This window comes from Kocuria oxytropis, assembly GCF_040981195.1.
GTDB classification, from domain to species: domain Bacteria; phylum Actinomycetota; class Actinomycetes; order Actinomycetales; family Micrococcaceae; genus Kocuria; species Kocuria oxytropis.
Genome location: NZ_JAVFXA010000004.1, coordinates 216437 through 239992, shown reverse-complemented (window position 1 = coordinate 239992; position 23556 = coordinate 216437). Strand labels below are relative to the sequence as shown.

Below are 23556 nucleotides of genomic sequence, written 5' to 3'. Positions count from 1 at the left end.
CGGGCGCCCGCCCGGACGCCACGCCGGAACACCGGGTGGAATACCATGGAGAGCGTGACTACTGCTGAGCCGACCACGACTCCTGTCCTGCGGACGATCGACCTGCGCGGGCAGCACCTGTCCTGGTCCGAGCTGCGGGCGGCCGTGCCCCGGCAGAGCTCCACGTCGCTGGCCTCGGCGCAGCAGGCCGTGGAGGAGATCCTGGCCGCGGTCCGCACCGAGGGCGCCGACGCCCTGCGCCGCTACGCGCGGCGCTTCGACGGCGTGGAGCAGGGCTCCCTGCGCGTGGACCCCGCGGAGATCCGCCGGGCCGTCGACGAGCTGGATCCGGCCGTGCGCCGGGGCCTGGAGACGGCCATCGAGCGGACCCGGGCCTTCGCCCGCGCCCAGCGCCCGGCCGACGCCCGCGTGGAGGTCGCCCCGGGCGCGGTGCTCGTGCACCGCTGGACGCCGCTGCGCCGGGCGGGTCTGTACGTGCCCGGCGGGCTCGCCGTCTACCCCTCGTCCGTGGTCATGAACGTCGTCCCCGCCCAGGCGGCCGGGGTCGGCTCGGTGGTGCTGTGCAGCCCGCCGCAGAAGGAGTTCGGCGGCCTGCCGCACCCCACGATCCTCGCCGCCGCCGGGCTGCTGGGCGTGGACGAGGTCTGGGCCGTCGGCGGCGCCCAGTCGCTGGCGGCCATGGCCTACGGGGTCACGGACGGCGAGGACGTCCTCGAGCCGGTCGACACCGTGACCGGCCCGGGCAACGTCTACGTCGCCACCGCCAAGCGCCTGCTGCGCTCCGTGGTCGGCGTGGACGCGGAGGCCGGGACCACCGAGATCGCCGTGCTGGCCGACGACACCGCGGTGCCGGCCTACGTGGCCGCCGACCTGATCTCCCAGGCCGAGCACGACCCCGCCGCCGGCGCGGTCCTGATCACCCACTCGCCGGGGCTCGCCGAGCGGGTCGCCGCGGAGCTGGCCGTGCAGGTGCCGGAGGCGAAGCACCACGAGCGGATCACCACGGCCCTGTCCGGGCCGCAGTCCGGGGTGGTCCTCACCGACGACCTCGACGCCTCGATCGCCGTGGCGGACGCCTACGCCGCCGAGCACCTCGAGATCCACACGGCCGACCCGCAGGAGGTCGCGGCCCGCGTGCGCAACGCGGGGGCGATCTTCCTGGGCCCCTACAGCCCCGTCCCGCTCGGCGACTACGCGGCCGGGTCCAACCACGTGCTGCCCACGGGCGGGACGGCCGTGCACGCCCAGGGCCTGTCCACCACCGCGTTCATGAAGGCCGTGCAGATCGTGGAGTACAGCCAGGACGCGCTCGCCCGGATCGGGGAGGACATCGTGGCCGTCGCGCGATCCGAGGACCTGCCCGCGCACGGCCGGGCCATCACGATCCGCACCGGGAGCTGATCCGACCGTGCACTGCCCGTTCTGCCGTCACACCGACTCCCGCGTGGTCGACAGCCGCACCACGGACGACGGGACGGCGATCCGCCGCCGCCGCCAATGCTCCGAGTGCGGCCGCCGGTTCACCACGCTCGAGACCACGACGATCTCCGTCATCAAGCGCTCGGGGGTCACCGAGCCCTTCGACCGGCAGAAGATCGTCAACGGGGTGCGCAAGGCCTGCCAGGGCCGGCCGGTGAGCGAGGACGACCTCGCGATGCTCGCCCAGGAGGTCGAGGAGACGATCCGGGCGCTGGGCGCCGCCGAGATCGAGGCCCACGAGGTGGGGCTCGCGATCCTCGCCCCGCTGCGCCGCCTGGACGTGGTGGCCTACCTCCGCTTCGCGAGCGTCTACCAGGCCTTCGACGGGCTGGGCGACTTCGAGGAGGCGATCGACCTGCTGCGCCGGCAGCAGGCAGAGCAGACGGGGCAGCAGACGATCCCCGCCACCGTGGAGCCGATCGGTGCCGCCAAGCGGCGCCCGGGGCGGCGGGCGCGGGGCAAGGGGATCGAGGGCGTGTCCCAGCCGCGGCTGCTCTGAGGCCTGGCCGGGGCCGCCGTGGGCGTCGTGGCGGCGGTTCCCGGCGTGTCTCTTGCCGCAGGCCGGAGCGGGGCCGTATGGTGGGGACCACAACAAGCTCCCGCCGGGGGCCGCGGAGGGGAAGCCGCGGCCCCCGGCGGGTTTTTTTCGCCCCGGCGACGACGACGCCCGGTCACCTCCCGCAGGAGGGGACCGGGCGTCGTCGTCGCCGGAGCCGGCTCAGCTCTCGGGCTCGTGCGGGACCCCGGCCCACAGGGCGGCGCCCACGATGCCGGCGTTGTTGCGCAGCTGGGCGACCTTCACGGGGGTGCGCAGCTCGATGAAGGGCAGGAACTTCTCCGCCTTCTTCGACACCCCGCCGCCCACGACGAAGAGGTTGGGCGAGAACAGGAACTCCACGTGGCTGAAGTAGCGCTGCAGCCGGGTGGTCGCCCACTTCTTCCAGGGCATGTCCTCGCGCTCGCGCGCGGCGGCGGAGGCCTTCGTCTCGGCGTCGTGGCCGTCGATCTCCAAGTGGCCCAGCTCTGCGTTGGGCACGAGCTTGCCGTTGAGGATCAGCGCGGAGCCGATGCCGGTGCCCAGCGTGATGACGATGACCAGGCCCTTGACCCCCCGCCCGGCGCCGTAGACGGCCTCGGCCAGTCCCGCGGCGTCGGCGTCGTTGAGGGCCTCGACGGGGCGGCCGAGCCGCTCGGTCATGAGCGCGTCGACGTCCGTGCCGATCCAGGACTTGTCGATGTTCGCCGCGGACAGGGCGACGCCCTCCTTGATGATCGCCGGGAAGACGATGCCCACCGGCGAGTCCGGGGCCGGCGCCTCGGGGCGGGACTGCAGCTCCGCGACGATCTGCTCCACCACCTCGGCGACCTTCTCCGGGGTGGCGGGGCGGGGCGTGGGGATCCGGAAGCGCTCGCCGACGAGCTCGCCCGTGTCGAGGTCCACGATCCCGCCCTTGGTGCCGGTGCCGCCGAAGTCGATGCCGATGACGCGGCGGCTCGGGACGGCGGAAGCGTCACGGTCTGGTGTGGTCATGGAGCGGTCCTCTCGGGGGGCCGTGGTCGGATGATCAGTGGGCAGTCTACGGCAGGGTCTACGGAAGGGTGAGGACGTCCACCCCGTCCTCGGTGACGGCCATCGTGTGCTCGAACTGCGCCGTGCGCCGCCGGTCCCGGGTGGTCACCGTCCAGTCGTCGTCCCACTGCTCCCACTGGATCGTGCCCAGGGTCAGCATGGGCTCGATCGTGAAGACCATGCCGGGGACCATGGGGATGGCGTAGGAGGGCGCGGCGTCGTAGTGGGGCACGATCAGCCCGGAGTGGAACTCGCGGCCCACCCCGTGGCCCGTGAAGTCCCGCACCACGCCGTAGCCGAAGCGCCGGGCGTACTTCTCGATGACGCGGCCGATGACGTTGATCTCCCGGCCCGGGCGGACGGCCTTGACGGCGCGGTTCAGGGCCTCCTCGGTGCGCTCGACCAGCAGGCGGGACTGCTCGTCGACCTCGCCGACGAGGAACATCCGGTTCGTGTCGCCGTGGAAGCCGTGCTTGTAGGCGGTGACGTCCAGGTTGATGATGTCGCCGTCCTCGAGCACCGTGGAGTCGGGGATGCCGTGGCAGATCACCTCGTTGAGGGACGTGCAGATGGACTTGGGGAAGCCCCGGTAGCCCAGGCAGGAGGGGTAGGCCCCGTGGTCGCACAGGTACTCGTGGGCGATCCGGTCGAGCTCGTCCGTGGTGCTGCCGGGCACGGCCGCCCGGCCGGCCTCCTGCAGCGCGCGGGCCGCGATCCGGCCCGCGTCGCGGATGAGCTCGATCTCCTCGGGGCTGTAGACGTTGCCGCCGCGGCCCTCGTCCGGCTCCGCCCGGCCGACGTACTCCGGGCGGGGGATGGACGCGGGCACGGGCCGGGCGGGACTCACGGACCCGGGCTCGAGGGTCCCGAGGGGAGCGGTGCCGCCGGGGGCCGGCGCGGTGAGGTTGTGCGTGGGCACGGGGGTCTGGACCTCCTGGATCGGGTGTGCCGGCCCCGTCCGGGCCGGTCCGGGCCTAGGATCTACCCTAGCGCCCCGGGCGCGGAACCGGCCCGGTCGCCCGGGCCCGGGGCTGCCACCGAGAGGAGAGGTCATGAGCGAGTACTGGTTCAACGTCTACACCCATGAGGTGGAGGAAGGTCCGCAGTCGGACTACCGCAAGCTGCTCGGCCCCTACGCCACCCGCCAGGAGGCGCAGAACGCGCTGAAGCTGGCCGCGGAGCGCACCCGGCAGTGGGACGAGGAGGACCGGGCCTTCGAGGAGGGCTGAGCGGCGCCCGCGGACCCGGCACGCCGCCGGGGAGCGCCGATCCGCGGGAGGCTCAGAACCCGTGCTCCGGGGCCGGGAAGGTCCCCGAGCGGACGTCGTCGACGTAGCGGCCCACGGCCTCGGAGACCACCCCGTGGAGGTCCGCGTACTGCCGGACGAAGCGGGGCATCCGGCCCCGGCGCAGACCCAGCATGTCCTGCCACACGAGCACCTGGCCCGTGGTCGCCGGCCCGGCCCCGATCCCCACGGTGGGGACCTCCAGGGCCGCGTCCACGGCCGCGGCGGCCTCGGCCGGAACCATCTCCATGAGCACGCAGAACGCCCCGGCGGCCTCGAGGGCGCGGGCGTCCTCGAGGAGGACGCGCGCGGCGTCGCCGCGGCCCTGCACCCGGTACCCGCCCAGGGCGTGCTCGCTCTGCGGGGTGAAGCCGATGTGCGCCACGACGGGCACGCCCGCCTGGACCATCGCCTCGACGTGCGGGGCGAACCACGCCCCGCCCTCGAGCTTCACCGCGTGGGCGCCGCCCTCCTTGAGGAAGCGCACCGCGGTGGCCACGGCCTGCTCGGGCGAGGCCTCGTAGGAGCCGAAGGGCAGGTCGACCAGCACGAAGGCGCGCTCCACGGCCCCGGACACGGCCCGGCACAGCGGCAGGAGCTCGTCGACCGTGACGGACAGGGTGCTGGAGCGGCCCAGGACGGTGTTGCCCGCGGAGTCGCCCACCAGCAGCGCATCGACCCCGGCCCCGTCGAAGACCGCGGCCGTCAGCGCGTCGTAGCAGGTGAGCATCGTGAACTTCTCGCCGCGGCGCTTGGCCTCGCGCAGGTGGTGCGTGCGCACCCGGCGCACGTCCAGCGCGCCCGGCGCCGGGCGGGGTGTCTGCTGGGTCATGGCCCCACCCTATCCGGCGGGCCCGCCCGCCGGATCCGTCCGCCCGGCCCCGCCCGCCGGGCGCGGCGGGACCGCGCGTTAGAGTGGGCAGGACAGCAGTCGTGCCCGGCCGGCCCAGCACGCCCGGGCGGGGCGGAGCCCCGGGCAGGAAGACGAGGAAGGCAACCATGGACCGTCAGCAGGAGTTCGTCCTCAGGACCATCGAGGAGCGCGACGTCCGCTTCGTGCGCATGTGGTTCACGGACGTCGTGGGCAGCCTCAAATCGGTGGCGCTGGCCCCCGCGGAGGTCGAGGCGGCCTTCGAGGAGGGCCTGGGCTTCGACGGCTCCTCCATCGAGGGCCTGTCCCGGGTCTCCGAGGCCGACATGCTCCTGCAGCCGGACCCCTCCACGTTCCAGATCCTGCCGTGGCGCAGCGAGACGGAGCCGACCGCCCGGATGTTCTGCAACATCCTCACCCCGGACGGCGAGCCCTCCTCCTCGGACCCGCGCGGGGTGCTCAAGCGGGTCCTGGAGAAGGCCTCGGACATGGGCTTCACGTGCTACACCGCCCCGGAGATCGAGTTCTACCTGCTGGAGTCCGCGGACCTCGACGCCGAGGGCCGGCCCACGCCCGTGGACCAGGAGGGCTACTTCGACCACGTGCCGGGCGGGGTGGTGCAGGACTTCCGGCGCAAGGCCGTGAGCATGCTGGAGGCCGTCGGGATCTCGGTCGAGTTCTCCCACCACGAGGCGGGCCCGGGGCAGAACGAGATCGACCTGCGCTACGCCGACGCGCTGCAGACGGCCGACAACATCATGACGTTCCGCACCGTGATCAAGGAGGTCGCGCTCTCCCAGGGGCTCTACGCGACCTTCATGCCCAAGCCGTTCACCGAGCACCCCGGCTCCGGCATGCACACCCACTTCTCGCTGTTCGAGGGGGACACCAACGCGTTCTTCGACGCCGGGTCCGAGTTCCGCCTCTCCCGCACGGCCGGGCACTTCATCGCGGGCATCCTGCGGCACGCCCCCGAGTTCACCTCGGTGACCAACCAGTTCGTGAACTCCTACAAGCGGCTCTGGGGCGGGGGAGAGGCGCCCTCCTACCAGTCCTGGGGGCACAACAACCGCTCCGCGCTCGTGCGGGTGCCGCTGTCCAAGCCGGACAAGGTCCAGGCCGCGCGGATCGAGTACCGCGGCATCGACTCCGCCACGAACCCCTACCTGTCCTACGCCGCGCTGCTGGCCGCGGGCCTGCGGGGCATCGAGAACGAGTACGAGCTGCCCCCGGTGGAGCTGGACGACGTCGCGGCGATGAGCTCCGCGGAGCGCCGCGCCCTGGGCCACAACCCGCTGCCCTCGAGCCTGTACGACGCCATCCGGGAGACCGAGGAGTCGGAGTTCATGGCCGAGCTGCTGGGCGAGCAGGTCTACGACTACTTCCTGCGCAACAAGCGCCGCGACTGGAACGACTACCGCCGGGTCGTCACGCACTTCGAGCTCAAGAACAACCTCGGCATCCTCTGACCCCGGACGGACCGTCCCATGACACACCCTCCCCAGTCGACGGCCGCCTCGGACCCCGTCGCCTCCGGTCGCCTCATCAAGGTCGGCTTCGCCGACACGGGCAACGCCCAGCGCTGGCTCGGCTTCCCCGAGCTCGCCGAGGTCGACCTGGACCGGCTGCTGGAGGGGCTGGCGCTGGCGGCCTCGCCGGACGTCGCCCTGCAGCTCACCGTCCGGCTCCTCGAGGGCTCCCCGGAGCTCGCCGAGCGGATCAACGCGGGCCCCGAGGCCTCCGAGACCATGTTCCGGCTCCTCGGTGCCTCCGAGGCGCTCGGGGAGTTCCTCATCCGGCGCCCCGAGCACCTCGACCTGCTCGCGGAGCCCGCGGCGGCCGAGCCCGAGGAGATCCCCGCGGAGCAGTTCCGGGACGCGCTGCTGCGGGTCGTCGGGGCTGACCCGGCCGCGCGCACCCCGCTCGCGGACGGGACCGGGGACACCGCCTGCAGCGCCCTGCGCGTGGCCTACCGGCGGGAGCTGGCCCGCATCGCGATCCGCGACGTCGGCGCGCTCTACCCCGCCGACCACATGCCTGCGGTGGGCCGCCAGCTGGCCGACCTCGCCGCCGCGGCGCTCGAGGCAGCGCTCGCCGTCGCCCGTGCGGAGGCCGCGGGCACCTGGTCCCCGGAGACCGTCGACCGGGTGCGGCTGGCCGTGATCGGGATGGGCAAGTGCGGGGCCCGGGAGCTCAACTACATCTCCGACGTGGACGTCGTCCACGTCATGGCCGTCGAGGATCCGGACGGCTCCGAGCCCCTGGACGGGGCCGAGGCCACCGTGATCGCCACGGCCCTCGCCACGGGCACCGCCCGGGCGCTCATGTCCCGCGGCTCGGAGCCCCCGCTCTGGGAGGTGGACGCCAACCTCCGCCCCGAGGGCAAGGACGGCCCGCTCGTGCGGACCCTGGACTCGCACGTGCGCTACTACGAGCGCTGGGCCGAGTCCTGGGAGTTCCAGGCCCTGCTCAAGGCCCGGCCCGTCGCCGGGGACCCGCAGCTCGGGGCGGCCTACCGGGAGGCCATCGAGCCGTTCGTGTGGCGCAGCTCCGCGCGCGAAGGCTTCGTGGAGTCCGTGCAGGCCATGCGCCGGCGGGTCACCGACAACATCCCGGCCGCCGAGGGCGAACGCCAGATCAAGCTGGGGCCGGGCGGCCTGCGCGACGTCGAGTTCACCGTGCAGCTCCTGCAGCTCGTGCACGGGCGCACCGACGAGCGGGTCCGGACCCAGGCCACCACCGAGTCCCTCACCGCGCTCTCCGAGGGCGGCTACATCGGCCGCCAGGACAGCGAGCAGTTCTCCGCCCACTACCGCTGGCTGCGCCTGCTCGAGCACCGCATCCAGTTGTTCCGCCTGCGCCGCACCCACCTCATGCCGCGCGGCGACCGGGAGCTCACGGTCATCGCCCGGTCGCTGCGCGGCGCCGCGGACACCGCGCGCCCCTCCGGGGACTCCCTGCTCGAGGAGTGGCGCAAGGTCAAGCGCAGCGTGCGCGGGATGCACGAGCGGATCTTCTACCGGCCCCTGCTCGCCGCGCTCGCCCACCTGCCCGAGACCGACACCCAGCTGTCGGCGGAGTCGGTGCGGGACCGGCTCGCCGCCCTCGGCTACCGGGACCCCAAGGCCGCCGTGCGGCACATCGAGGCGCTCACCCGCGGCGTCAGCCGGCGGGCCGAGATCCTGCGCACCCTGCTGCCCGTGCTCCTGGCCTGGCTGGCCGACGGCGTCGACGCCGACGCCGGGCTGCTGGGCTTCCGGCGGCTCTCCGAGTCCCTCGGAACCACCCCGTGGTTCCTGCGGCTGCTGCGGGACTCCAACGCCGCCGCGGAACGGCTGTGCCAGATCCTCTCCAGCTCCCGGTACGTCACCGACCTGCTGGAGAACTCCCCGGAGGCGACCGCGTGGCTGGGCCAGGACGACGAGCTGTGCCCGGTGTCCTTCGAGACGCTGTGGAGCGAGATCCGGGCCCAGATGGCCCGCCACCCCGACCCGGGGGAGGCGGTGCGGATGATCCGGCTGATCCGCCGCCGCGAGGAGCTGCGGGTGGCGCTCGCGGACACCTCCGGGCTGCTGGACGTGGAGCAGGTCGTCGAGGCGCTGTCCGACATCGACCGGGCCTGCATCCTGGGCGCCCTGCACGTCGCCGAACGGGAGGTCTACGACCGCGAGGGACGGCTCGCCGACGTCCTGGTCGTCGCGATGGGCCGGCAGGGCGGCCGGGAGATCGGCTACGGCTCCGACGCCGACGTCATGTACGTCTACGCCCCCGTGGGGGACGCGGACCCCGCGGCGGCCCGGGACCAGGCCGAGACCCTGCTGCAGCGGATGGTGCAGCTGCTCAAGGCGCCGTGCACGCCGCCCATCGTGGCCGAGCGCGTGCTGGAGATCGACAACGACCTGCGTCCCGAGGGCAAGCAGGGGCCGATGGTGCGCTCCGTCGACTCCTACGCCGAGTACTACGCCCGGTGGGCGCAGACCTGGGAGTTCCAGGCGCTCACCCGGGCGCTGCCCGTGGCCGGCAGCGACGAGCTCGCCGACGCCTTCCGGCGGGTCATCGACCCCCGCCGGTACCCGGCGGAGTTCACGCAGCGCCAGCTGCTGGAGATCCGCCGGATGAAGGCCCGCGTGGAGAACGAGCGGATGCCCCGCGGCGCGGACCCCTCCCGGCACGTTAAGCTGGGGCGGGGCGGTCTCTCGGACGTCGAGTGGCTCGTCCAGACGCTGCAGCTCCAGCACGGGCACCGGGTCCAGGGGCTGCGGACCACGAGCACCCTGAGAGCCCTGCACGCCGCGGAGGAGGAGGGACTCGTCACCGCCGAGGACGCCACGGCCCTGTCCGCCGCGTGGCGGCTCGCCACGGCCGTGCGCAACGGCAACGTCCTGCGCACCGGGCGCCGCTCCGACGCCCTGCCCTCGAAACGCGCCGATCTCGAGGCCGTGGCCCGCTGGTGCGGCTACGACCACGGCGGCGCCGGCCGGCTCGAGGAGGACTACCTGCGCACCACCCGCAAGGCCCGCGCCGTCTTCGAGCGGCTCTTCTACGGGCACTGAGGACGCATGACGCAGGACATGGTGTCGTCCAGGATGTCCGGGTTATCCGCTGAGCAAGTTCGATTGCGGAGTCCGTATCGAGACCTACCCTTCAGTTGGACGAATCTAGGCGTCACAAGGTGTTTTCCGCTAGGGGACGGATGTTGTCCCCTCTATCGTGAACCCAGCCGCATCGACCTTTGACCCAGACCGGTGCTTCACGGAAAAGGAAGCAGATAACTCGGTCCCACGGCGACAGTATCCGGTCCCATGCGGTGGGGTACACCATTTGGTGTACCTGTCGGTGGTCGGGGGAGTACTCCGACCTGTACCGGAGGTCAGGAACTATGCGGAAACTATTGGGTATCGTGGCTTTGGGCGGGATGCTGGTCAGTGGGACAGCCGCCGCTGCCTCTGCCGCCCCCCCGGACTCCGGAGATGTCGCGCCATGCCCGAGCGGCTTCGAACTCATGACCCTCAAGGAAATCCAAGAGATTGCAGCGGAGGGATTCAAGCGTAAGGACTTTGATGCTTACGACGAGAACGGGGACAACAAGCTCTGCGTCCGAATAGAGGGAAACAACCCCAAGTACGAGCCCGTCACCTTCCTTTTCGCGGACAACCAGAAGGGTATCGGGAACACAAAGGATTAGTGGCGTTCTGACAGCACGTGCATCGTCCAGCAGGTAGGTATGTGTAAATCAGACGGCCGTATTACATAACATCGGACACGTGATCCTTTTAATTGGACTGGCGACGTGAGGGAAGGCCCCGGACCCCTCAGGGGTCCGGGGCCTTCCCGGTGCAGCGGTCGATCCGTGCGGATCAGACGCCGTAGTACAGCGAGAACTCCAGCGGGTGCGGGACCACGGACAGCGGCTTGAGCTCGAACTCGCGCTTGTACTCGATCCAGGACTGGATGGTGTCCTCGGTGAAGACGTCCCCGGCGAGCAGGAACTCGTGGTCCGCCTCGAGGGCCAGCAGCGCCTCCTCGAGCGAGGCCGGGGCCTTCTTGATGTCCTTGGCCTCCTCGGCGGGCAGCTCGTAGAGGTCCTTGTCGATCGGGTCGGCCGGCTCGATGCGGTTGCGGATGCCGTCGAGGCCCGCCATCAGCTGGGCGGCGAACGCCAGGTACGGGTTGCAGGAGGGGTCCGGGGCGCGGAACTCGAGGCGCTTGGCCTTCGGGTTGGTGCCCGTGATCGGGATGCGGATGCCGGCGGAGCGGTTGCCCTGCGAGTACACCATGTTGACCGGGGCCTCGAAGCCCTTCACCAGGCGGCGGTAGGAGTTGACCGTCGGGTTCGTGAACGCCAGCACGGCGGAGGAGTGCTCGAGCAGGCCGCCGATGTACCAGCGGGCGAGGTCGGACAGGCCCGCGTAGCCCTTCTCGTCGTAGAACAGCGGCTCGCTGCCCTTCCACAGGGACTGGTGGCAGTGCATGCCGGAGCCGTTGTCGTTGAAGACGGGCTTGGGCATGAACGTGGCCGACTTGCCGAAGGCGTCCGCGGTGTTCTTGATGACGTACTTGAACTTCTGCAGGTCGTCTGCGGCCTTGGTCAGCGTGTTGAACCGGTAGTTGATCTCCGCCTGACCGGGGGCGCCGACCTCGTGGTGGGAGCGCTCGACCTCGAGGCCCACCTCGTCCAGGGCCACGCACATGGCGTCGCGCAGGTCGGCCTGCTTGTCGACCGGGGAGACGGGGAAGTACCCGCCCTTGGTGGCGGTCTTGTTGCCCAGGTTCCCGCCCTCCTCCTTGCGGCCGGTGTTCCAGGCGGCCTCGTCGGAGTCGATGGCGTAGAAGGAGCCCTGCGGCTGGATGTCGTAGCGGACGTCCTCGAAGATGAAGAACTCGGCCTCGGAGGCGAAGTTGGCGACGTCCGCGATGCCGGTCGACGCCATGTAGGCCTCGGCGCGCTCGGCGACGCCGCGGGGGTCGCGGTGGTAGGGCTCACCGGTGCGCGGGTTGACGATCGAGCAGGTGACCACGAGGGTCTTCTCGACGCGGAAGGGGTCCACGAACGCCGAGGTCGGGTCCGGGATGAGCTGCATGTCGGACTCGGCGATGCCCTGGAAGCCGCGGATGGAGGAGCCGTCGAACAGCTGCCCGTGCTCGAAGAAGTCGTCGTCCACCGACTTGGCCGGGAGGTTGAAGTGCTGCTGCACGCCGGGCATGTCCGTGAACCGGACGTCGACGAAGACGATCTCCTCGTCCTTGATGAACGTGAGGACTTCCTCGGGTGTCTGGAACATGTGCTGTTCTCCTTGTTAGGTGGGCTGGATGCCGTGCCGCGAACGACCGGTCGGCGTCCGTTTCCGGGGACAACGCTACGGACCGGGCATTAAGGCTCCGTGTCCCGGGTGTTTCCTCGGTGTTACACGGGAGTCCCCGGAGGAGCCACGGTCCCCCGTCAGTCTAGGGGAGTCCGTCCCGATACCCTGAGGGGATGATCGACAGACGTGACGTGGGGTCCTGGCTCGAGGGACCGGGGACGGGCCGGCAGCAGTACCCGGGACAGCGCCTCGGGCGCCCGGAGGGGGGGCCGGGCTCCGTGGGGCGCGTGGGGCGGCGCCTGGTGGCCCTGGTGGTGGACTGGTTCCTGTGCTGGGCGCTCGCCGAGTGGCTGGTGCCGCAGGGGAACGAGCAGTCCCTCATGAGCCTGGCGTTCCTGTTCCTGCTCAACGTGCTGCTGGTCGGAGCGACAGGCCACACCCCGGGCCACCTGCTGCTGGGGCTGCAGGTGCAGACGCTGGGCGGGCGGCCGGCGGGCTTCGCCCGCGCCGCGGTGCGCTCCCTCCTGCTGTGCCTCGTGATCCCGGCCGTGGTCTTCGACCCCGACCAGCGCGGTCTGCACGACCGGGCCGCGGACACGATCCTCGTGCGCACCCGCTGAGCGGTCCGCACGGGTCCCACGACGACGACGGAGCCCCTCGCCTTCCGCGGAAGGCGAGGGGCTCCGTCGTCGCACCGGGCGGGCCCGCGGCTCAGCGGCCGCGCATGGCCCGCCGGTCCGGGCGGGCGCGCATCGGGTCCACGCCCTTGGGGATCGGCAGCCGGTTGCCGAGGGTGCTGATCCGCTTGTGCACGGTCTGCACCTCCTGCTGGGTGAGCTTCTTGTCGAGCTTCTTCATCTCCTTGGCCAGCTGGCGCAGCGGCACCTGGCCCTCGCCCTTGCCGGTCTTGATGACGTGGATCGGCACGTTCTGGATCACGGGGCCGATCCGGCGGCGCTCCTTGGTCACGAGCTTGTCGACCCGCCCGGCGGGGCCCTCGGTCACGAGCACCACACCGGGTCGGCCGATGGCGCGGAAGATGAGGTCGCGGGTGCGCGGGTCCATGGCGGCAGGCTGCTCCTCGACGATCCAGCCGCGGCGCAGCGCGTTCAGCGCGGCCCCGGCCGCCCCGGGCTGGTCCTCGATCCGCGCGAACGCGGCGCGCTCGGCACGCCGCGAGAGGTAGAAGGAGGCCGCGAGCAGGGCGAACGGCAGACCGATCAGCAGACCGGTGATCCAGTTGCCGAGCAGGACGCCGATGAGCAGGAAGACCAGGAGCACGCCGAGCCCGATCAGCAGCATCCACCAGCCGATGTTGGGCTCGACCTCGCGGGTCATCCGGAAGACCTGCTTGATCTGGCTGAGGAAGCCGGGTCCCTTGGTGGCCTTCCGCTGCTTCTTCGCCTCGCGCCGCTCCGCCCGGGTGGGCTTCCCGGTGGGCTTGCCCGTCGGCTTCCCGGGGGAGGTGGATCGCGACGTCGGGCGCGACTTGGCGTGGGAAGGTGACACGGTGAGACCTCGTCCTGTGGTGCGGTGGCGGTGTTCCGGGGGGACCGGCGGCGTCAGCCCCTGAGGCTGACGGGCCGTGGTCCGTCCTCCAGTTTAGCGGGTGGGCGCGGTCGCGCCCCGCCGGTCCTCAGTCGAGCCGCTGGACCAGCGAGGAGGCCTCCTGGGAGGCGCTGCCGGTGTCCTCGATGTGCGCCAGGTGCTCGGGGATCGGCCGCCCCGACTTCTCCATGGCCCGGGCCCACAGCCGGCCCGCGCGGTACGAGGAGCGGACCATCGGCCCGGCCATGACGCCCAGGAAGCCGATCTCCTCGGCCATCTCGGAGAGCTCCACGAACTCCTCGGGCTTGACCCACCGGTCGATCGGGTGGAACAGCGGCGAGGGGCGCAGGTACTGGGTGAGCGTGATGATGTCGCACCCGGCGTCGTTGAGGTCGCACAGGGCCTCGTAGATCTCCTGGTTGGTCTCGCCCATGCCGAGGATGAGGTTGGACTTGGTGATCATCCCGGCGTCCTTGCCCTGGGTGATGACGTCCAGAGAGCGCTCGTACGTGAACGCGGGCCGGATCTGGCGGAAGATGCGCGGGACCGTCTCGACGTTGTGGGCGAAGACCTCCGGCTCGGCGTCGATGACCTGCTGCAGCCGGTCGGGCACGCCCTGGAAGTCGGGGATCAGGATCTCCACGCCGGTGTTGGGGTTCAGCTCGTGGATCTGGCGGATGGTCTCGGCGTACAGCCAGGCACCGCCGTCGTCCAGATCGTCACGGGCGACGCCGGTGACGGTCGCGTAGCGCAGCCCCAGCTCCTTGACCGACTCCGCGACCTTGCGGGGCTCGGTGACGTCCAGCAGGTCGGGCTTGCCGGTGGCGATGTCGCAGAAGTCGCAGCGCCGGGTGCACTTGGACCCGCCGATCAGGAACGTGGCCTCCCGGTCCTCCCAGCACTCGTAGATGTTGGGACAGCCCGCCTCCTCGCACACGGTGTGCAGGCCCTTGCCGCGCGCGAGCGACTTCAGCTCCTGGAACTCGGGGCCCATCCGCGCGGTGTTCTTCAGCCAGGACGGCTTCTTCTCGATGGGTGTCTCGGCGTTGCGCGCCTCGACGCGCAGCAGGCGGCGGCCCTCGGGGGCAACGGTCATGGTCGGTCTCCTTGTCGAGATGTCGACGGTGGTGCGCTCATGGTCCCGGCGGTCCCGGGGCGGCGCAGGTCAGCTGACGGGGGTGCTCCAGGGCAGCGGACCCGGGGTCCCTGACGGGACGAACTGTTCGCACAACTCGTCCCGGCGGGCGAATATTTCCTGCTCCACCCGGGCGACCACCGTCTCCGGGGTCACGAGCCGTCCCGTCTCCTGCGAGATGCTCGTGACCGAGGCGTCGGTGATGCCGCAGGGAATGAAGTTGCCGAACGGGGCCAGGTCGTTGGAGCAGTTCAGGGCGAAGCCGTGCATGGTGGTGCGCCGGGAGACCTGCACACCGATGGCGGCGATTTTGCGGTCGGGGCCGCGCTCGTCCGCGAGCACCCACGCCCCGGAGCGGCCCGCCACGGTGGTCGCCTCCACCCCGAAGTCCGCGACGACGGCCAGGATGATCTCCTCCAGCAGGCGCACGAAGCGCACGACGTCGATGGGCGTGGTCAGCCGGACGATGGGGTAGCCGACGAGCATCCCGGGACCGTGGTAGGTGAGCTTGCCGCCCCGGCCGATCTCCACGACCTCGGTCCCGTCGACGGGGTACTCGTGGGACTCGGTGCGCCGCCCGGCCGTGTAGACCGGGGGGTGCTCCAGCAGCAGCACGGTGTTGGCCCGCTCGCCCGCGACGACCTCGCGGTGCACGTTCTTCTGCAGCTCCAGCGCCGAGCGGTAGTCGACGAGGTGCGGGTCGAAGCCGAGCCGTTCGAAGGAGAGGGACATGTCCCCAGCCTATCGCGCGCGCGGACGGGAGCGCGCCGGGCGGTGGCTGTGGACGGCGCCCGCGGCGCCGGCCGCCCGGCGGGCATGCTGGGGGCATGGACCACCGCCCCGCCGCGACCGACGGTCACCACGAGGAGGGCCGGGCCCTGCCCGACTCCCCGCGGGAGCGGCTCGTCGCGGCTCTGCGCGACGACCGTGCGCCCGGACGCCCCGGCCCGCAGGGGACCTCCTCCGCCGACGGGGCGGGGGAGGACGCTCCGCCGCGGCTGCCCCCCGAGGACGGTCTCGAGCCGGTGCGCCGCCTGGGCGGACGCTCGTGGCTGGTCCGGGAGGCGCGGTCCGGGGAGCAGTTCGTCCTGCGACCCTGTCCCCAGGAGCCGGGCCCGGCCCGCGACCGGTCGCGGGCAGCGTTCCTGTCCCTGGCGGTCGCCCTCGGCGGCCGGGAGGAGCCGTGTCTCGTGCCCGTGCGCGGGCTCCTGGGTCCGGCGTCGGCGCCGCTGGGGCTGGTCGAGGACTTCCTGCCGGGCGGCTCCCTGGCCGACCGGATCGCCGAGCACGGCCGGCTGGCCCCCGGCGAGGCCGGTGCGCTCCTGCGGGACGCCGCGACCGGTGTGGCCGTGCTGCACGCCCTCGGCCGGTGCCACGGGGAGCTCTCGCCCTGCCAGGTGCTGTTCCGCGGCACGGGGAGCGCCGACGGCGCCGGTCTGCCGGCGGCGGTGCGGGCGGGCAGGGGCACGGGCAGCCCGGAGGACGACGTCCGCGACCTCGGGGCCCTCGGGTGGGCGGCGCTCACCGGCCGCGCCCCGGCCCGGGGCGGGCCACGGGTAGACCTGAGCCTGCTCTGTCCGGGCGCCCCGCCCGGACTCGTCCGGGCGGTCGAGGACGCCCTCGGCGACGACCCGGCGGCCCGGCCCACGGCGGCCGGCCTGGCCGAACGGATCGACCGGGCCCCGGAGCCGTCCCCGGAGGACCCGCAGGTCCCCGCCGGGAGGCGGGCCCCCGGTGGCAGGCGGGCTCTCGATGGCCGGCGGGCCCGCGGCGGCAGGCGGGCCACCAGCGGCAGGCGGGTTCGCGGCGGCCACGAGCAGGGCCCGGAGCGGCGCCGGGCCGTTCTCGTGGCCGTGGCCGTGGCGGCGATGCTGCTGGCCGGCGGCGGCGCCGTGCTGCTGCCCTCCGGGGACCCCGGTCCCGCCCCGGCGGCGGTGCCGGAGCCGGCGACGACGGACCCGGGCAGCGCGGCGGGTGCGGAGCCGGCGACGACGGACCCGGGCAGCGCGGCGGGTGCGGAGCCCGCCACGGCGGGGGACCCGGGCAGCGCGGCGGGTGCGGAGCCGGCCACGAGGGGGAGCCCGGGCAGCGCGGCGGATCCGCGGCGGGCGCTGCGGGAGCTCGTGGCGCGGCGGGGCCTGGCGCTGCGCACCGGCGACGCCGGGCTGCTGGACGAGGTGTACGCGCCCGGAGCGGAGGCCGCGGCCGCGGACCGGGACACCATCGCCCGGGTGTCCGGGGAGTTCCGGGACCTCGAGCTCGAGGTCGTCGGTCTCCGGGACGCACCGGCCGGAGAAGGGGTACGGGGCACGGCCACCCTCGTGGCCGAGGTGCGGGTGGACGGCTACCCGGGCGACCCGGGGGCGGTCCCGTCCGTGGCGGCGGCGGGGCACGGATGGGTGCAGACGGTCCGGGTGCGCCTGGTCGAGGGCCCGCAGGGGTGGCGGATGGCCGCGGTGGAGCCCGTGGCCGGTGCGGGCTCAGCACCGGGCCGGGCGCCGCAGGACCCGGAACGTCGCGCCCCGGAAGGTCCGGGCCCCGAACGACGGGACCCCGAACGGCAGGACCCCCGGGGCTGACGGACAGCGCCGGGGGTCCTGCGGAGTGGGGCGGGGCTCACCAGAGCGTGGCGACCGCCATGTTGATCAGCGCCAGCCCGCCCACGGCGTGGGCCAGGCCGGTCGAGACCGTCTCCCCGCGCTTGGTCCTCCGCTGGCCCACGAACGCGGCGCCCGCCACCGCCAGGGCGACGAGCAGCTTCACGGCGACCTTGGCGTGGTTGACGTCCGCCTCGCCCATCTCGTAGATCCCGACGAGCAGCAGACCGGTCAGCAGGCTCAGCAGCGAGGCGTGGAACTGCCCGGGGGACACGGTCGGGCGCTTGAACGTGTAGATCCAGGTGCCCACGATGACGGCGGCACCCACGAGGTGCAGGAGGACGAGGAGTCCGGTCAGGAAAGTCATGCATCCGAGCCTATCGGAGCCCTCCCGGGCGGACGGCGGGAGGGCGTGCCCCTGTGACCAGGAACACGCCCTCCCGTGTGCCGCGCCCGCCGCGGCGGCTCAGCCGCCGGACGGGAGCGGAGCCGTCAGAGACCCACCTCGGACTCGAAGCGGCCCTCCTCCAGGCGCGCCTTGAGCGCCTGCAGGAAGCGGCCCGCGTCCGCGCCGTCGACCAGACGGTGGTCGTAGGTCAGCGACAGGTAGCACATCTGGCGGATGGCGATCGTGTCGTTGCCGTCGGCGTCCGCGACGACCATCGGGCGCTTCACGATCGATCCCGTGCCGAGGATGGCGACCTGCGGCTGGTTGATGATCGGGGTGTCGAACAGGGCCCCGAAGGAACCCAGGTTCGTGATCGTGAACGTGCCGCCGGTGAGGTCGTCCGGGGTGATGTTGCCGTCCTTGGCGCGGGAGCCGAGGTCGGCGATCTGCTTGGCCAGGCCGCCGAGGTTGAGGTCGCCGGCGTTCTTGATGACCGGGACCAGCAGCCCCTTCGGGGTGTCCACCGCGATGGCGATGTTCTCCGAGCCGTTGTAGACGATCTCCTTCTCCGCCTCCTTGAAGGTGGCGTTGAGCTTCGGGTGGGCCTGGAGCGCCTCGGCCACCGCCTTGGCGAAGAAGGGCAGGTAGGTGAGCTTGGCGCCCTCCCGCTCCTGGAACTTCGCCTTCGCCCGGCCCCGCAGCACGGCCACGCGGGTCATGTCGACCTCGGTCACCTGCGTCAGCTGAGCCGCCTCCTGGAGCGACTCGCGCATGCGCTGGGCGATCGTCATGCGGATCCGCGGAGCCTTCTCCGTGGTCCCGCGCTTGGCGTCCGGCTTCGGGGCCTCCGGAGCCGCCTTCTGCTCGGGCGCGGCCCCGCCCGACTCGGCAGGAGCCTCCGCGGCGGGAGCCTCGGCGCCCTTCTGCTGCTCGGCAGCGGCCAGCACGTCCTGCTTGCGGATGCGCCCGCCCACGCCGGTGCCGGTGAGCGTGGAGAGGTCCACGCCCTCCTTCTTGGCGAGCTTGCGCACCAGCGGGGTCACGTAGGAGGAGTTGTCGCCCGTCGGGGCCTCCGCCTTCTCGGTGCGGGCGCCGTCACGCTGCTCGGCGTCCTGCTCCTTCCCGGAGGTGTCGGCCGTCGCGGGCTCGTCGGTCTCGACCAGGGCCTCGTCCCGGGACGGCGCCTTCTCCTGCGTGCCGGACGAGGAGCCCTCGTAGCCCTCGCCGCCGGCCGTGGACTCCTTCGCGGGCTTCTCCTCGGCCTGCTCGGCGGAGGACTCGCCCTGATCCGAGCCGCCCCCGGAGGGGGCGGAGCCGGAGCCGATGATCGCCAGGACCTGGCCGACCTCGGCGTCCTCGTCCTCCTGCACCCGGATCTCCAGCAGGGTCCCGGCCACAGGGGAGGGGACCTCGGTGTCGACCTTGTCGGTGGAGACCTCCAGCAGCGGCTCGTCGACGGCGACCTCGTCACCGACCTGCTTGAGCCACCGGGTCACGGTGCCCTCGGTCACGGACTCGCCGAGCGCGGGCAGGGTGATCTCGCTGCCCTCGCCGGTCTCCCGCGCCTCGGCCTTGGGGGCCTGCTCCTCCTGGGCGGGCTCCTGCTCCGAGGACTCCTGGCCGGAGTCGGAGGACTTCTGCTCGGCGGCCTCGTCGGTCGCCTCGGGGGTCTCGGACTCCGTCGCGGCGTCCTCGGCCTGCTCGGCGGAGGACTCGCCCTGATCCGAGCCGCCCCCGGAGGGGGCGGAGCCGGAGCCGATGATCGCCAGGACCTGGCCGACCTCGGCGTCCTCGTCCTCCTGCACCCGGATCTCCAGCAGGGTCCCGGCCACAGGGGAGGGGACCTCGGTGTCGACCTTGTCGGTGGAGACCTCCAGCAGCGGCTCGTCGACGGCGACCTCGTCACCGACCTGCTTGAGCCACCGGGTCACGGTGCCCTCGGTCACGGACTCGCCGAGCGCGGGCAGGGTGATCTCGCTGCCCTCGCCGGTCTCCCGCGCCTCGGCCTTGGGGGCCTGCTCCTCCTGGGCGGGCTCCTGCTCCGAGGACTCCTGGCCGGAGTCGGAGGACTTCTGCTCGGCGGCCTCGTCGGTCGCCTCGGGGGTCTCGGACTCCGTCGCGGCGTCCTCGGCCTGCTCGGCGGAGGACTCGCCCTGGTCCGAGCCGCCCCCGGAGCCGCCGCCCGAGCCGTCACCGATGACGACCAGCGGGGCGCCGACCTCGACGTCCTCGTCCTCCTCGACGAGGATCTCCTCGATCACGCCCGCCACGGGGGAGGGGATCTCGGTGTCGACCTTGTCGGTGGACACCTCGACCAGGGGCTCGTCGACGGCGACCTCGTCACCGACCTGCTTGAGCCACCGGGTCACGGTGCCCTCGGTCACGGATTCGCCCAGTGCGGGCAGGTTTACGGTTTCTGACATGGTCCGACCGTCTCTCTTTCGGTGCCTTCGATGGTGCGGTCCGGGCGCCGGCCCGGTGCCGGGGTGCTGGGGAGGCCCCGCCCGGCGGGCGGGGCCTCGGTGTGCTCAGCCGTGCAGCGGGGTTCCCGCCAGGGCCATGGCGGCCTCGCCGATGGCCTCGTTCTGGGTGGGGTGGGCGTGCACGAACGCGGCGACGTCCTCGGGGTAGGCCTCCCAGTTGACGATGAGCTGGCCCTCGCCGACCTGCTCGCTGATGCGCTTGCCGATGGCGTGGAAGCCCACGATCGGACCGTCCTTCTCGCGCACGAGCTTGATCATGCCGCCGGTGCCGAGGATCGAGCTCTTGCCGTTGCCCGCAAGGTTGTACTCGGCGATCTCGACGTTGTCCTCGCCGAACTTCTCCTTGGCCTTGGGCTCGGTGTAGCCGACCGAGGCGATCTCGGGCTCGGTGAACGTGACCTTGGGGATGTTCACGTCCTCCACGATCGCCGGGTTGAGCCCGGCGATCTCCTCGGCCACGAACCGTCCCTGCTGGTAGCCGCGGTGGGCGAGCTGGAGGCCGGGGACGATGTCGCCGATCGCGTAGATGTTGCCGACGCCGGTGTGCAGGCGCTCGTTCGGGGTGACGAAGCCGCGGTCCATGGGGATGCCCTGCTCCTCGTAGCCCATGTCGGCGGTGTTGGGACCGCGGCCCACGGCCACCAGCACGATGTCGGCCTCGAAGACCTTGCCGTCGGAGAGGGTGACCTTCGCGCCGTTGTCGTCCTGCTCGACCTTGTCAAAGAACGTGCCGAGGTTGGACTTGATGCCGCGCTTCTTGAACTCCCGCTCGAGGACCTTGATGAGCGCCGGGTCCTCGTTGGCGACGAGGTGGGGCAGACCCTCGATGACGGTGACGTCCACGCCGAAGGACTTCCACATGGAGGCGAACTCGCAGCCGATCACGCCGCCGCCGAGGACGATGGCGCTCTTCGGGACGAAGTCGATCTCCAGGGCCTCGGTCGAGGTCATGACCCGTCCGCCGATCTCGACGCCCAGGGTCTTGGAGATCGAACCGGAGGCCAGCACGATGTGCTTGCCGGTGTAGGTGGTGCCGTCGACCTCGACGGTGTTCTCGCCCGTGAGCTTGCCGACGCCCTCGATCACCGTGATCTTGCGCATCTTCATCAGGCCTGTGAGGCCCTTGAACTTGCCGGCGACGATCTTGTCCTTGTACTCCCGCACGGCCGCCATGTCGATGGAGTCCAGGGTGGTGTGGATGCCGTACTTGGAGCTCTCGCGGGCGTCCTCGGCCAGTTCGGCGGAGTGCAGGTAGGCCTTGGTCGGGATGCAGCCCCAGTGCAGGCACGTGCCCCCGAGCTTGTTCTTCTCGACCAGCGCCACGGTGAAGCCGAGCTGGACGGCCCGCAGCGCGGCGGCGTAGCCGGCACTCCCTCCGCCGAGGACGAGGATGTCGAATTCGTTGTCGGCCACGTGTTTGGCTCCCTTGCGCGTTGACGTCGTTCCGGGTGGGTCGCACCCGTCCCGTGACGGGTTCGTTTCGTACATACCTTAGCCCTACGCCGGAGGGAGCGACCAGGCGGACGCTCCCTCCGGCGCGGGGGTGTCGCGGGAGCTCAGCGGCGGTCGGGGACCGCGTCCTCGAGCAGCCGCACGAGGGTGCGCACGCCCGCGCCCGTGCCCTCGGCCGGGGTGTAGCCGTAGGGCGATCCCTCGTTGAAGGACGGCCCGGCGATGTCCACGTGCGCCCACGGCACCCGTGCGCCGTCGCTGCCGCCGACGAACTCGCGCAGGAAGATCCCCGCGACCAGCATCCCGCCGTTCTTGTCCCCGATGTTCTTCAGGTCGGCAACCTTCGAGTCCAGGGACGGGCGCAGGTGCTCGGGCAGCGGCATGGGCCAGCCGTCCTCCCCGGCGCCGCGGGCGGCGTCGGCCACGGCCGTGCGCAGCGCCTCGTCGCCCATGATCCCGAACGTCCGGGCCCCGAGGGCCACCATCTGCGCACCGGTCAGGGTGGCGATGTCGACGACCGCGTCCGGGGCCTCCTCGCACGCGGCCACGAGCCCGTCGGCCAGCACGAGACGGCCCTCGGCGTCGGTGTTGAGCACCTCGACCGTGCGGCCGCCGCGGATGGTGATGACGTCGCCGGGGCGGGTGGCCGTGGACGAGGGCAGGTTCTCCGCCAGGCACAGCCAGCCCGTGACCTTCACGGGCAGCTCGAGCTCGGCCGCCGTGAGCACGGTGGCGAGCACGGCGGCGGCACCGGCCATGTCCGACTTCATGGTCATCATCGAGGCCGGGGGCTTGAGGGAGAGCCCGCCCGAGTCGAACGTGATGCCCTTGCCCACGTACGCGTAGTGCCGGGCGGCGCGGGCCGGGGCGTACTCCAGCTTGACGAGGCGCGGGCCGTGCACGGAGCCCTGTCCCACGCCCAGGAGCCCGCCGTAGCCGCCCTTGGCGAGCTCCTTCTCGGCGAGCACGGTCACGGAGACCTTCGTGCTCCTGGCGGCCCGGCGGGCGTACTCCGCCACGGCCTCCGGGTACATGACGTTGGGGGAGAGGTCCACGAGGGTGCGGGCGGCCCGGACGCCACGCCCGAGGGCGGCGGCGCGGTCGAGGCACCGGCCCAGCGCGGCGCGCGCCACGCCGGGGGCGTGCACGACGGCGGAGGCCAGCGGGGCCTGCACGCTGCCGGCGGTCGCCGCCCGCTGGTGGGCGAACGCGAAGGCGCCGAGAGCCGCGCCCTCGGCCACCGCCGCGGCGTCCTGCTCGGTCTCCACGGGCAGGGCGAGCACCGCGGAGTCCGTCCCGGCGAGCCGGCGCACGGCCGCACCCACGGCGCGGCGCAGCGCCTCCGCGCGCTCGGCGGCGTCCTCCGGCAGGACCCCGAGCCCGGTGAGGACCACCACGGTGAAGGGCAGCCCGGACGGGGCCGGCAGCACGGTCACCTCGTCGGCGGAGCCCTTCACCCGCAGCGCCGCGGCGGCGTCGAGCACGGGGGCGAGCCGGCGCTGCTCACCGGCGGGCAGCAGCACCCGGCCCCCGCCGTCGTCCTTCCGTCCCGTCGCCCCGGACGACTTCTCCGCCGCCTGGGCGGCCGCCTTCTCGACGCCGAGCACGAGCGCGTGGGCCGGGGTCCGCCCCAGCGCCTTGTGGGTCGCGGTGAGCTCGATGCCCCGGGGCTCGAGCAGGTCCTGTACGTCGGGCATGGAACGTCCTTTCGCTGAGGTCTGGGCCGGCGGGGCCGGTCCGGTCCGCTCCCGGCGGCCCGGCCCGGCCGGCAGGCGTGCTGTCGATCCTATCCCCGGCGGCCCGGCCGCCGGGGCGTTCGGCGCGGGGCGCGCCCGGCGGCCGGGCCGGGGAATAACAGGGTGCCCGCGGACGGTTGACATGATCCGGGCGCACCGCTGCCGGCGTGCCCCGCCGGTCTCCCGACGGACGCCCGGAACCGAACCA

At 72.6% G+C, this 23556-nt stretch carries 19 protein-coding genes; 8 read left to right on the top strand and 11 right to left on the bottom strand.

The features are described 5' to 3' along the window. Positions 1-45: 45 nt before the first annotated feature. Together hisD and nrdR are read left to right on the top strand one after the other, a co-directional pair. Positions 46-1401, top strand: a complete 1356-nt coding sequence (gene hisD / locus QYM41_RS06320; protein WP_368798890.1) for a histidinol dehydrogenase — start codon at positions 46-48, stop codon at positions 1399-1401. Positions 1402-1408: 7 nt separating this feature from the next. Beyond that, the gene (nrdR, locus tag QYM41_RS06315; RefSeq protein ID WP_368798889.1) at positions 1409-1978 is read left to right on the top strand and encodes a transcriptional regulator NrdR; all 570 of its coding nucleotides are present in this window, start codon (positions 1409-1411) and stop codon (positions 1976-1978) included. 219 nt (positions 1979-2197) lie between these two features. Here the strand turns inward: nrdR and ppgK are convergent, their stop codons facing one another. Continuing rightward, the gene (ppgK, locus tag QYM41_RS06310; protein ID WP_368798888.1) at positions 2198-3010 is read right to left on the bottom strand and encodes a polyphosphate--glucose phosphotransferase; all 813 of its coding nucleotides are present in this window, start codon (positions 3008-3010) and stop codon (positions 2198-2200) included. A gap of 58 nt (positions 3011-3068) precedes the next feature. Next, the gene (gene map, locus QYM41_RS06305) at positions 3069-3968 is read right to left on the bottom strand and encodes a type I methionyl aminopeptidase (protein ID WP_368798887.1); all 900 of its coding nucleotides are present in this window, start codon (positions 3966-3968) and stop codon (positions 3069-3071) included. A 133-nt stretch (positions 3969-4101) separates the two neighbouring features. On the opposite strand from map, the gene QYM41_RS06300 reads away from it, so the two are divergent. Further along, a complete protein-coding gene (locus QYM41_RS06300; protein ID WP_368798886.1) occupies positions 4102-4278 on the top strand; it encodes an SPOR domain-containing protein in 177 nt (58 codons plus the stop codon). A gap of 52 nt (positions 4279-4330) precedes the next feature. Here the strand turns inward: QYM41_RS06300 and panB are convergent, their stop codons facing one another. Next, positions 4331-5167, bottom strand: coding sequence for a 3-methyl-2-oxobutanoate hydroxymethyltransferase (gene panB, locus QYM41_RS06295; protein WP_368798885.1), 837 nt, complete (start codon positions 5165-5167; stop codon positions 4331-4333). Positions 5168-5334: 167 nt separating this feature from the next. Between panB and glnA (QYM41_RS06290) the strand changes: the two genes are divergently transcribed. The 3 genes from glnA (QYM41_RS06290) to QYM41_RS06280 all read left to right on the top strand — a co-directional run bounded on the left by glnA (QYM41_RS06290) (position 5335) and on the right by QYM41_RS06280 (position 10391). After that, complete coding sequence (gene glnA, locus QYM41_RS06290; protein WP_368798884.1) at positions 5335-6675, top strand: type I glutamate--ammonia ligase; 1341 nt, start codon at positions 5335-5337, stop codon at positions 6673-6675. Positions 6676-6693: 18 nt separating this feature from the next. Further along, positions 6694-9759 carry a bifunctional [glutamine synthetase] adenylyltransferase/[glutamine synthetase]-adenylyl-L-tyrosine phosphorylase gene (locus tag QYM41_RS06285; RefSeq protein ID WP_368798883.1) on the top strand — a complete coding sequence of 1022 codons (3066 nt, stop codon included), beginning with the start codon at positions 6694-6696 and terminating at the stop codon, positions 9757-9759. A gap of 347 nt (positions 9760-10106) precedes the next feature. Next, positions 10107-10391, top strand: coding sequence for a hypothetical protein (locus QYM41_RS06280; protein ID WP_368798882.1), 285 nt, complete (start codon positions 10107-10109; stop codon positions 10389-10391). Between the two features lie 172 nt (positions 10392-10563). Here the strand turns inward: QYM41_RS06280 and glnA (QYM41_RS06275) are convergent, their stop codons facing one another. Continuing rightward, the gene (gene glnA, locus QYM41_RS06275) at positions 10564-11988 is read right to left on the bottom strand and encodes a type I glutamate--ammonia ligase (RefSeq protein WP_368798881.1); all 1425 of its coding nucleotides are present in this window, start codon (positions 11986-11988) and stop codon (positions 10564-10566) included. A 194-nt stretch (positions 11989-12182) separates the two neighbouring features. On the opposite strand from glnA (QYM41_RS06275), the gene QYM41_RS06270 reads away from it, so the two are divergent. Next, positions 12183-12629 (top strand): RDD family protein, encoded by a 447-nt coding sequence (locus QYM41_RS06270; protein ID WP_368798880.1) that lies wholly within the window; start codon positions 12183-12185, stop codon positions 12627-12629. A gap of 91 nt (positions 12630-12720) precedes the next feature. On the opposite strand, the gene QYM41_RS06265 is transcribed toward QYM41_RS06270, so the two are convergent. The 3 genes from QYM41_RS06265 to lipB form a co-directional block, all read right to left on the bottom strand. Then, the gene (locus QYM41_RS06265; protein ID WP_368798879.1) at positions 12721-13518 is read right to left on the bottom strand and encodes a DUF4191 domain-containing protein; all 798 of its coding nucleotides are present in this window, start codon (positions 13516-13518) and stop codon (positions 12721-12723) included. A 127-nt stretch (positions 13519-13645) separates the two neighbouring features. Then, a complete protein-coding gene (lipA, locus tag QYM41_RS06260; RefSeq protein ID WP_368798878.1) occupies positions 13646-14653 on the bottom strand; it encodes a lipoyl synthase in 1008 nt (335 codons plus the stop codon). 69 nt (positions 14654-14722) lie between these two features. Next, positions 14723-15424 carry a lipoyl(octanoyl) transferase LipB gene (gene lipB, locus QYM41_RS06255; protein WP_368798877.1) on the bottom strand — a complete coding sequence of 234 codons (702 nt, stop codon included), beginning with the start codon at positions 15422-15424 and terminating at the stop codon, positions 14723-14725. A 95-nt stretch (positions 15425-15519) separates the two neighbouring features. Between lipB and QYM41_RS06250 the strand changes: the two genes are divergently transcribed. Further along, on the top strand, positions 15520-17271 hold the full coding sequence (locus tag QYM41_RS06250; protein ID WP_368798876.1) for a serine/threonine-protein kinase: 1752 nt from the start codon (positions 15520-15522) through the stop codon (positions 17269-17271). A gap of 37 nt (positions 17272-17308) precedes the next feature. On the opposite strand, the gene QYM41_RS06245 is transcribed toward QYM41_RS06250, so the two are convergent. The 4 genes from QYM41_RS06245 to QYM41_RS06230 form a co-directional block, all read right to left on the bottom strand. Further along, a complete protein-coding gene (locus QYM41_RS06245) occupies positions 17309-17656 on the bottom strand; it encodes a hypothetical protein (protein WP_368798875.1) in 348 nt (115 codons plus the stop codon). A 125-nt stretch (positions 17657-17781) separates the two neighbouring features. Beyond that, complete coding sequence (gene sucB / locus QYM41_RS06240; RefSeq protein ID WP_368798874.1) at positions 17782-20100, bottom strand: 2-oxoglutarate dehydrogenase, E2 component, dihydrolipoamide succinyltransferase; 2319 nt, start codon at positions 20098-20100, stop codon at positions 17782-17784. A 105-nt stretch (positions 20101-20205) separates the two neighbouring features. Beyond that, a complete protein-coding gene (lpdA, locus tag QYM41_RS06235) occupies positions 20206-21573 on the bottom strand; it encodes a dihydrolipoyl dehydrogenase (protein ID WP_368798873.1) in 1368 nt (455 codons plus the stop codon). 143 nt (positions 21574-21716) lie between these two features. Beyond that, positions 21717-23309: a leucyl aminopeptidase gene (locus QYM41_RS06230; RefSeq protein ID WP_368798872.1), complete on the bottom strand. Its 1593-nt coding sequence runs from the start codon at positions 23307-23309 to the stop codon at positions 21717-21719. Positions 23310-23556 lie beyond the last annotated feature (247 nt).